The following is a 7,418-nucleotide window of genomic DNA, read 5'->3' on the forward strand; positions in this document are numbered from 1 at the left end:
TTTGACTGGTTTTTACTTTTAAAACATCCTCTTGAAACTGGATAGATTAATTACCAAGAATGTCAACGGTATTAGCATTCAAATTTATGCCAGTCTCATCGCTTATCTGATTTTACAACTTGTTTCTATTCCCAAAGAATGGGGTGAAAAGATGTTAGATAAATTTCGCTATTTACAAGCTTGTATGTGTCAACAAATCAGTTATGTCCATTGGATGGAAGATATTATGAAATGTTGACATTTTCCCCTTGACAATACTACTCTATCTCAGTATGTAAAGTTTTGTAACGACATTCAACATTTCTGCAACAAACCATAAAATTAAACTCTTGCAATACTACCCTTACTTCAAAGCTTTGTTGTGCTGAAATTCCAAGAAATGTTGGCAATAAAACTGAATGGCATATTAGTATCAATTTATAATACTGATTGACTCTCAAAAACTGCTTTTGATACCTTGCCATCCTCTATAACTGACATAGTACGCTTAGGTAGCAAGAACTTACCAAACTTAGCATACAAAGCAGGCAAAACTACTAAAGTTAACGCCGTAGAGGTAAACAATCCACCCAACACAACTATCGACAATGGTTGTAAAATTTCTTTTCCAGGACCACTCTCAACTACCAGAGGCGCTAATCCTAAAGCAGAGGTAAAAGCTGTCATCAAAATTGCATTCAGACGTTCCATTGACCCTTTAATAAGAACATCTTTAAGTGGTATACCTTCAGCAAACTTGGTGTTGTAATTATCCACAAGTAACAAACCATTGCGAGTAGCAACTCCAAATAGAGTGATAAAGCCAACTAAAGAGGCAATTGAAATAACGCCGCCAGACAAAGCTACTGAAAATACTCCCCCCACCAACGCCAAAGGCAAGTTAATCATAATCATGGCGGTGGAAGGAATAGATTTGACAGAAAGGTACATAATTACTGTAATTGCAACAAAGGCGATCGCACTCGAAATTAAGATATTCTGAGTTGCTCTTTCTTCTGCCTCAAATTGTCCTGCATACTGAATATAGTAACCAGCAGGGATTTGCACTTGTTGCTTAACTTTTTCCCTAATTTCATTGACAATGGAACGCAAGTCTCTACCATTAGCGTTAGCAGAAACAACAATCAAGCGGGATACATTCTCTCTATTTATAGTATTAGGGCCAGTACCATTTTCAATTGCAGCAACCTGTGCAAGAGGAATTTTTTGACCGTTAGGAGTATCAACTAACAAATTACGAATCGTATCCAAATTTTGTCTTGCATCTGGCTTTAACCACACAGCTAAATCGAAAGTTTGTTGTTTCTCTAAAACTTGAGAGACGACTCGTCCATTGAGAGCAGTTTCAATAATTTCGGAAAGTTTGCCTACTGTTAAACCATACCGTGAAGCAGCAAGTCGGTTGAATTTAATTTGTATTTGTTCAATTGGTATTTGGGGTTCTAGTTGTAAATCTACAATCCCATTCACAGTTTTCATGACATCATCAACTTGCTGTCCAATGCTGCGGAGTTGTTCTAGGTCGGAACCAAAAATTTTGACTGCGATCGCACTCCTCACTCCAGACAACACCTCATCCATACGATGCGAGATAAAACCACCAATGTTTGGCGCTACCCCTGGTAACTTAGCAAATTCCTCCCGTAACTTCTCAATCGTCCCCTCCCTGTCTTTCATCCCTGCGTCGCTTAACTCGATATCCAAGTGTCCCAAATTCACCCCGGCTGCGTCTCCATCTCCCGGCGCACGCCCAGAACGCAATTGTACGTAGGGGAATCTAGAGTCTCCCTTGAGTGCGTGCTGAAGTGCTTCACCAGCTGCATTAGTAGCTTCTAGAGAAACCCCCGGATAAAGAGTGAGAGTATTCACCAAAGTTTGCTCCTGAAACTCTGGTAAAAATATTCTGCCAAAGGAAGGGACAATTACAACCGCAGCTACCAAACTAGCAGCAGCAGCGCCTATAACAATTCCAGAACGCCGCAGAGAAAATGTCAGTAGAGGACGATACAGCCCCTTAAAAAATCTCGCAACCCAAGGTTCTGTTTCTGGCAAGCGACCATAAGGTAGTAAGATTGCAGCTAAAGCTGGAGTCACCGTTAATGCCGTAATACTAGAGGCGATAACTGCTGCCATATAGCCTAATCCCATTGGGATAAAAATGCTACCTTCTACACCAGCCAAAGCAAAAACTGGAGAGAACACAACTATGGTAATGATGGTAGCTCCAAATACTGAATCGCGTACTTCTTGACAACCATCAAATACAACATCTAAAACTGGACGTGGGTTAGGGGAATATTTATTTTCTCGCAAGTTACGATAGACGTTTTCAGCATCAACAATCGCGTCATCAACGGCTGAACCAATTGCGACTGCTAACCCTCCCAAGGTCATAGTATTCAAACCTTGTCCCAACCAATTTAGTAGTAATACTCCTAGTAATAAAGATAAAGGTAGGGCAGTTAAGCAAATAGCTAAATTACGCCAATTCATCAAAAAAGGAATTAAAATCAAGGCAACAATAATGCTGCCTTCAATTAAAGCCTCTCGAACATTTTCAATAGAAGAATCGATATAGTTTTCTTGACGAAAAGTAGGGGTAACTTTGATATCTTTGGGCAATCCTGCTTGAATCTCTGACATCGCCGATTCTATGGCACGGGTGACGGTAGGAGTATCGGCTTGAGGCTGTTTGTTAATCATCACAACAATTGCCTTTTGACCATTAAAACTGCCATCACCCCGTTTAATAGCTGCGCCAATTTGCACGTCAGCGATATCTGAGATTTTGACAGGCGTACCATTGCGGGCGGTAATTACTGATTGCTGTAATTCTTCAGTAGATTCAATTCTGCCAATCCCGCGAATTAACTTTTCGCGATCGGGAGTAATTAAATAGCCACCAGGAGCATTTACATTGGCAGCAGATGCAGCTTGTTCTACATCTTCTAAAGTGACATTAAAGGCTCTTAGTTTCGCTGGATCAACTAATACTTGATATTGGCGAACATCGCCACCATACGCTACTACTTGACTAACACCAGGCACAGCTAAAAGGCGGTTTGTTACTTGCCAATCAACAATCCGCCGTACTTCCATTAAAGGAGTGCTTTGGGAGGTGAAGGCATATTGTAATACTGTGCCAATGGGAGAACTAGTGGGAGAAATTTGCGGAGTTTCTACCCCTTCGGGAAGCTTACTTTGAGCTTGTTGTAATCGCTCTGTTACTAGCTGGCGAGCTTGATAAATATCAGTATCCCAGTTAAAAATGACTTTAACGACAGAAATTCCCGCAGCTGAAGATGAGCGTACTGCTGTTACTCCAGGAGTACCGTTAATCGCACTTTCAATTGGTAAAGTTACGAGAGATTCTAGTTCTTCGGGGGCGAGTCCTGGTGCTTCAGTTTGAATTTCGACTTGGGGTGGTGCAAATCTGGGGAAAACATCCAAGGGCATTTGGATAATCGTCCGAAATATCCAAATTGTGAGGATAATTGTACCCAGGATAACTAACCAACGGCGAGCGATCGCCCATTTAATAATCGCACTCAGCATTTTTATTGTTGGGTATTTTTACTGATGATTATAACTTTTGGTTCTTCATGAGGCGCGCGGTGGTTATCATCTGAGTTTGTAGAACCATTAATAGAATCTTCTGGTACATCATAGGCAAGTTCTGCCCCTACTGGAACTAGTTGAGGCTTGCTGCGACGGCCTGCCATGAAACCTACAACAGCTATTGCAGTTCCTCCACCTGCTCCTAGCAACCACAACGGTACTGGGAAGCTGGGCGTTTTAACTTCAGTCGCTTGTGCAGGAGCTTCTTTTGTCTCACCTTCTGTTGGCTTAGCACCACCCCGCAATGATTGTGCATAAAGTTGTGGTGCGCGTTGAGTGACAATCATATCTCCCTCAAATAAGCCACTCTTAACCTCAACCATATCTCCAGAGGTTTGCCCTAAAGTTACTTCAACTGTTTGGTAAGCATTACCATTTTGCATGTAAACAACTTTCTTACCATTCGCGTCAACCACTGCTGAGGTAGGAATAGCTGAAATAGCAGAGGACGTTTGGTCTGTTAAGACTTCTAGCTCTGCAAACATTCCTGGTTTGAGTTGTCCGCTTGAGTTATTTACCTCTGCTTGTACTGGTACAATTCGTGTTTCTCCTTCTACCACTGTTCCAATCCGGGAAATTCGTCCAGAAAAGGTACGATCAAGCATACTGGCCACTTTTAGAGTCACCCTTTGACCAGCTTTAACTCTACCTAAATCTTTTTCATAAATGTTAGCTGTGGCAAAAAGCCGACTATCATTGACAATCGTCATCAATTTACCACCAGCTTCATTAAAAGTTTGACCAATAGTAACTTCTCTATCAGCAACCTTACCAGATATGGGAGCGGTTACTGTTACTAATCCTTTAGAATTGGGTTGATTTCCTAGTTGAGCAAGTCGAGTTTGATAACTAGTATTACTGCGATTTATATTTGACTTTGCTAGTTGAACTGACGCTTGGGCGCGTTTAAGTTGATTTTCTGCCCCGATAACGTCCCGACGGCTGTTAGCTTTGGTAAGTTCGGCTTTTGCCTGGGCTAGCTGGGTTTGAGATTCTAAGGCATTGCGTCGCGGTAAAGCACCTTCAGTAGCTAACTGTTTGTCTTTGTTGTACTTTTCTTGAGCAAAGTCAACTTGACTCTGTGCTTGGGCAATTTCAGAGGTTGCTATTTGTTGATATTTTTGATAATTTTGTTGAGCCAGTCTTAAGTCAGCTTCCGCCAGCTGTAAATCAGCTTGACCTTGTGCTAATTTGTCCTGAGATTCCACACGCAATGTCACTAAATCTGGGCTGGTTACAACAGCAATAGGTTGACCTTTCTTTACTGACGCACCCGGTTCTACCAACAATTCAACAACTTTCGCCCCAGCAATTGGGGTAGTCACTTCCACTTTTTGGCTGGGAAGAGTTTCAATTTGTCCAGTGGTTTTGATACCAATAGCTAACCGCTGACGCTGGACAGGCTCGACTTTAATCCCTAACCGTTTGGCTGTGTCGGCATCAACCTCAATAGAATTATTAGTTGAAGTGGCTTCACTTCCTCCTTGAAATTCGTCTCCGTGTCCGCCATGAGCCAGTACAACTGCGGGACTTGCTAATAACAGCAGGCTCAGAAATGTGCCAGAAACATAACGAATAGCTGTAGGTGTTTGGGAGCGTAGAGAATTAGACATCGCTACTAAAAGTCCTTGAGTATGGGACGGATAAAATTATCAACGGTCAGAGTGCTTTTAAGTTTTAGAAATACACTCTTTTACCAGTTTTTCATTTAGAAATGAAATCAGGATGAAATCGAGCTTTGACCGCTCTTAAAATCAAATCGCTCTAAACATCACTGGGACTTAAGGGCGGCAAATATTTCCTGTTTATTGGCTCTGTATACTTGCTTCATGCTTCACACAGATACGTTTGCTTACTGCTTATACCAAGTTTTTCGCCACTGTTTCATTTGGTTAATCTCTGTTTGCTGTGAATCAATGATACTTTGAGCCAATTTCTTAATTTCAGGACGCTTAGACTTATTCACTGCATCTTGAGCCATCGTGATTGCACTTTCATGATGGGGAATCATTGCATTTATGAACCGCAAGTCAAACTCAGTATCGGCGGCTCCTAAGTCCATATTCATCATCATCCCTTGCATTTGTTCGTCAGGCATTGGGACTGTTTTACCTGTTTTCGCATCATAAGCCACCGGGGTACTGCTTGCAGAGGGATACCATGCTTTACGCCACTGCTTTAGCTCGGCAATTTCTTTGTCTTGAGCTTTGATAATTTCCGAAGCCAGCTTTTTGATTTCAGGACGTTTTGATTTCTCCTGTGCAACATTCGCCATCTCCACTGCTCCTTGGTGGTGCGGAATCATCGCATCAATAAAGCGCAAATCATAATTAGCATCGGCTGAGCCTAAATTCATTGACATGTTATGGTTCATCGTGCCACTACCATGATTTATCATGCCACCGTCGTGATTCATCGGTTGCTTGTCGCTAGTATCAGTGGCGGTGGTAGTAGGGTTTGATGCTTGGTTTTGGGAAGTAGTTGTAGAACAGGCTGTTAACAGACCGCTAGGAACAGAGGCGATCGCTACTAAGGTCAATGACAAAAAGCTGTTTTTCAGAGTAGAAAGTTGCATAGTGATTATCTAAATATTTCCTGATTTCATTTTGCAATCTCCAGTTAACTGGAGAGTCAACCCCAATGGTGATTTATTTTTTGCTTAAGTAATAAAATCATTTAGGTAACTGGTTGCTTGCAATGCAACTGTTGTACTTACTACATAGTTTGACAGCCGAAGATGAAATCAGGATGAAATTAAAGGTTTCTACCCAAATTGCCAAGCTAGAGGTAGCCGATGGTCACGCAATTGGTAATTATACGTGGTATCACTGGTATCGGCATATGAACCTGTCTGTTGCTGTGCGTGAGATTGAGTCCACCGCAACAGCTATTTACCAAATTATGGGAGTAAAAACTTTTCTGTTTCGTCCGCCTTATGACATCCTCAACAATGGTGTAGCTGATTACGCTCAAAAGAATAATTACGCTGTTCTCATGTGGTCAGATGACTCGATCAACTATCGCCGTCCTGCAGTATCCAGACTTGTCAATAATGTGTTGAAGGACGCGAAACCTGGTGGCATAGTACTGATGCATGATGGTGGTGGCGAGCGCTCACGCACTGTAAGGCTTTACCACAAATTATCGCTTCACTCAAACAGCGTGGTTATAGGTTTGTAACCAGAAGTGTTGAATGTTAAGAAAAAAGTGATAAAAATAGCCCAAAATATGGTAAATCTTGGGCGAAGGATTAAAATAAATTAATTAATAATGATTGTAAATTCATTTCCCAAGATTGTCAAAGATATTCTCAAACCGTTGCCTAAGAATGATTATCCAGTGTTGAACAGCCGTCTGTATGTTGAGTGCTGGTTGGCTTATGCTCTGGATAAAAGTTTAACGGGACTTAAGCAAAAAAAGAGAGCAAAAGAGGTTATAATGCAGATATAGCATAGGTTTCACGTTAAAATAAGCCTGATGAAAGAGACAACTCCCACAGCCATGCCCCCATGCTTTGAAAAATGGTGTCAAAGGTTTGATGATGTATTTAATCATCAAGCGCAAAAAAGGGAGTTCAGACATTATTTAGGGGGATTATTGGGGGAAAGTGAGAGAAAAACCTGTTACAGATGGCAGGAAACGCCATAGGGGTGAATTACCATAGATTACACCACTTTTTAACAGATGCACCTTGGTCGGCTAAAAAGCTGAATGAAAGACGCTTGGAGGTAATGAACAAGTGTAGTCAAACTAGAATTAATCGGGGATTTAGCTTGATAATTGATGATTCAGGGCATAGG

At 41.6% G+C, this 7,418-nt stretch carries 4 protein-coding genes and 3 pseudogenes; 4 read left to right on the top strand and 3 right to left on the bottom strand.

The window, feature by feature from the left end:
• Window positions 1-31: 31 nt before the first annotated feature.
• Window positions 32-238, top strand: a pseudogene (locus MIC7126_RS0124340) (IS4 family transposase); the annotation flags it as partial.
• A 179-nt stretch (window positions 239-417) separates the two neighbouring features.
• On the opposite strand, the gene MIC7126_RS0124345 reads toward MIC7126_RS0124340, so the two are convergent.
• The 3 genes from MIC7126_RS0124345 to MIC7126_RS0124355 all read right to left on the bottom strand — a co-directional run bounded on the left by MIC7126_RS0124345 (window position 418) and on the right by MIC7126_RS0124355 (window position 6,193).
• Window positions 418-3,555, bottom strand: a complete 3,138-nt coding sequence (locus MIC7126_RS0124345; RefSeq protein WP_017655737.1) for an efflux RND transporter permease subunit — start codon at window positions 3,553-3,555, stop codon at window positions 418-420.
• Window positions 3,556-3,557: 2 nt separating this feature from the next.
• A complete protein-coding gene (locus MIC7126_RS0124350; RefSeq protein WP_017655738.1) occupies window positions 3,558-5,231 on the bottom strand; it encodes an efflux RND transporter periplasmic adaptor subunit in 1,674 nt (557 codons plus the stop codon).
• A 239-nt stretch (window positions 5,232-5,470) separates the two neighbouring features.
• Entirely contained in the window at window positions 5,471-6,193 is a 723-nt protein-coding gene (locus tag MIC7126_RS0124355; protein WP_017655739.1) for a DUF305 domain-containing protein, read from the bottom strand.
• 149 nt (window positions 6,194-6,342) lie between these two features.
• On the opposite strand from MIC7126_RS0124355, the gene MIC7126_RS28300 reads away from it, so the two are divergent.
• From MIC7126_RS28300 to MIC7126_RS30825, 3 genes and pseudogenes are all read left to right on the top strand, one after another.
• A complete protein-coding gene (locus MIC7126_RS28300; protein WP_238553683.1) occupies window positions 6,343-6,798 on the top strand; it encodes a polysaccharide deacetylase family protein in 456 nt (151 codons plus the stop codon).
• Between the two features lie 90 nt (window positions 6,799-6,888).
• Window positions 6,889-7,029: pseudogene (locus tag MIC7126_RS0124365) on the top strand (IS4 family transposase); the annotation flags it as partial.
• A 66-nt stretch (window positions 7,030-7,095) separates the two neighbouring features.
• Window positions 7,096-7,418, top strand: a pseudogene (locus tag MIC7126_RS30825) (transposase); the annotation flags it as partial.

The sequence above is a fragment of the Fortiea contorta PCC 7126 genome (genome assembly GCF_000332295.1).
Lineage (GTDB): Bacteria > Cyanobacteriota > Cyanobacteriia > Cyanobacteriales > Nostocaceae > Fortiea > Fortiea contorta.

Coding starts and splice junctions, on each gene's coding strand:
- MIC7126_RS0124345 (WP_017655737.1), bottom strand. CDS start 3,555: ATGCTGAGTGCGATTATTAAATGGGCGATCGCTCGCCGTTGGTTAGTT.
- MIC7126_RS0124350 (WP_017655738.1), bottom strand. CDS start 5,231: ATGTCTAATTCTCTACGCTCCCAAACACCTACAGCTATTCGTTATGTT.
- MIC7126_RS0124355 (WP_017655739.1), bottom strand. CDS start 6,193: ATGCAACTTTCTACTCTGAAAAACAGCTTTTTGTCATTGACCTTAGTA.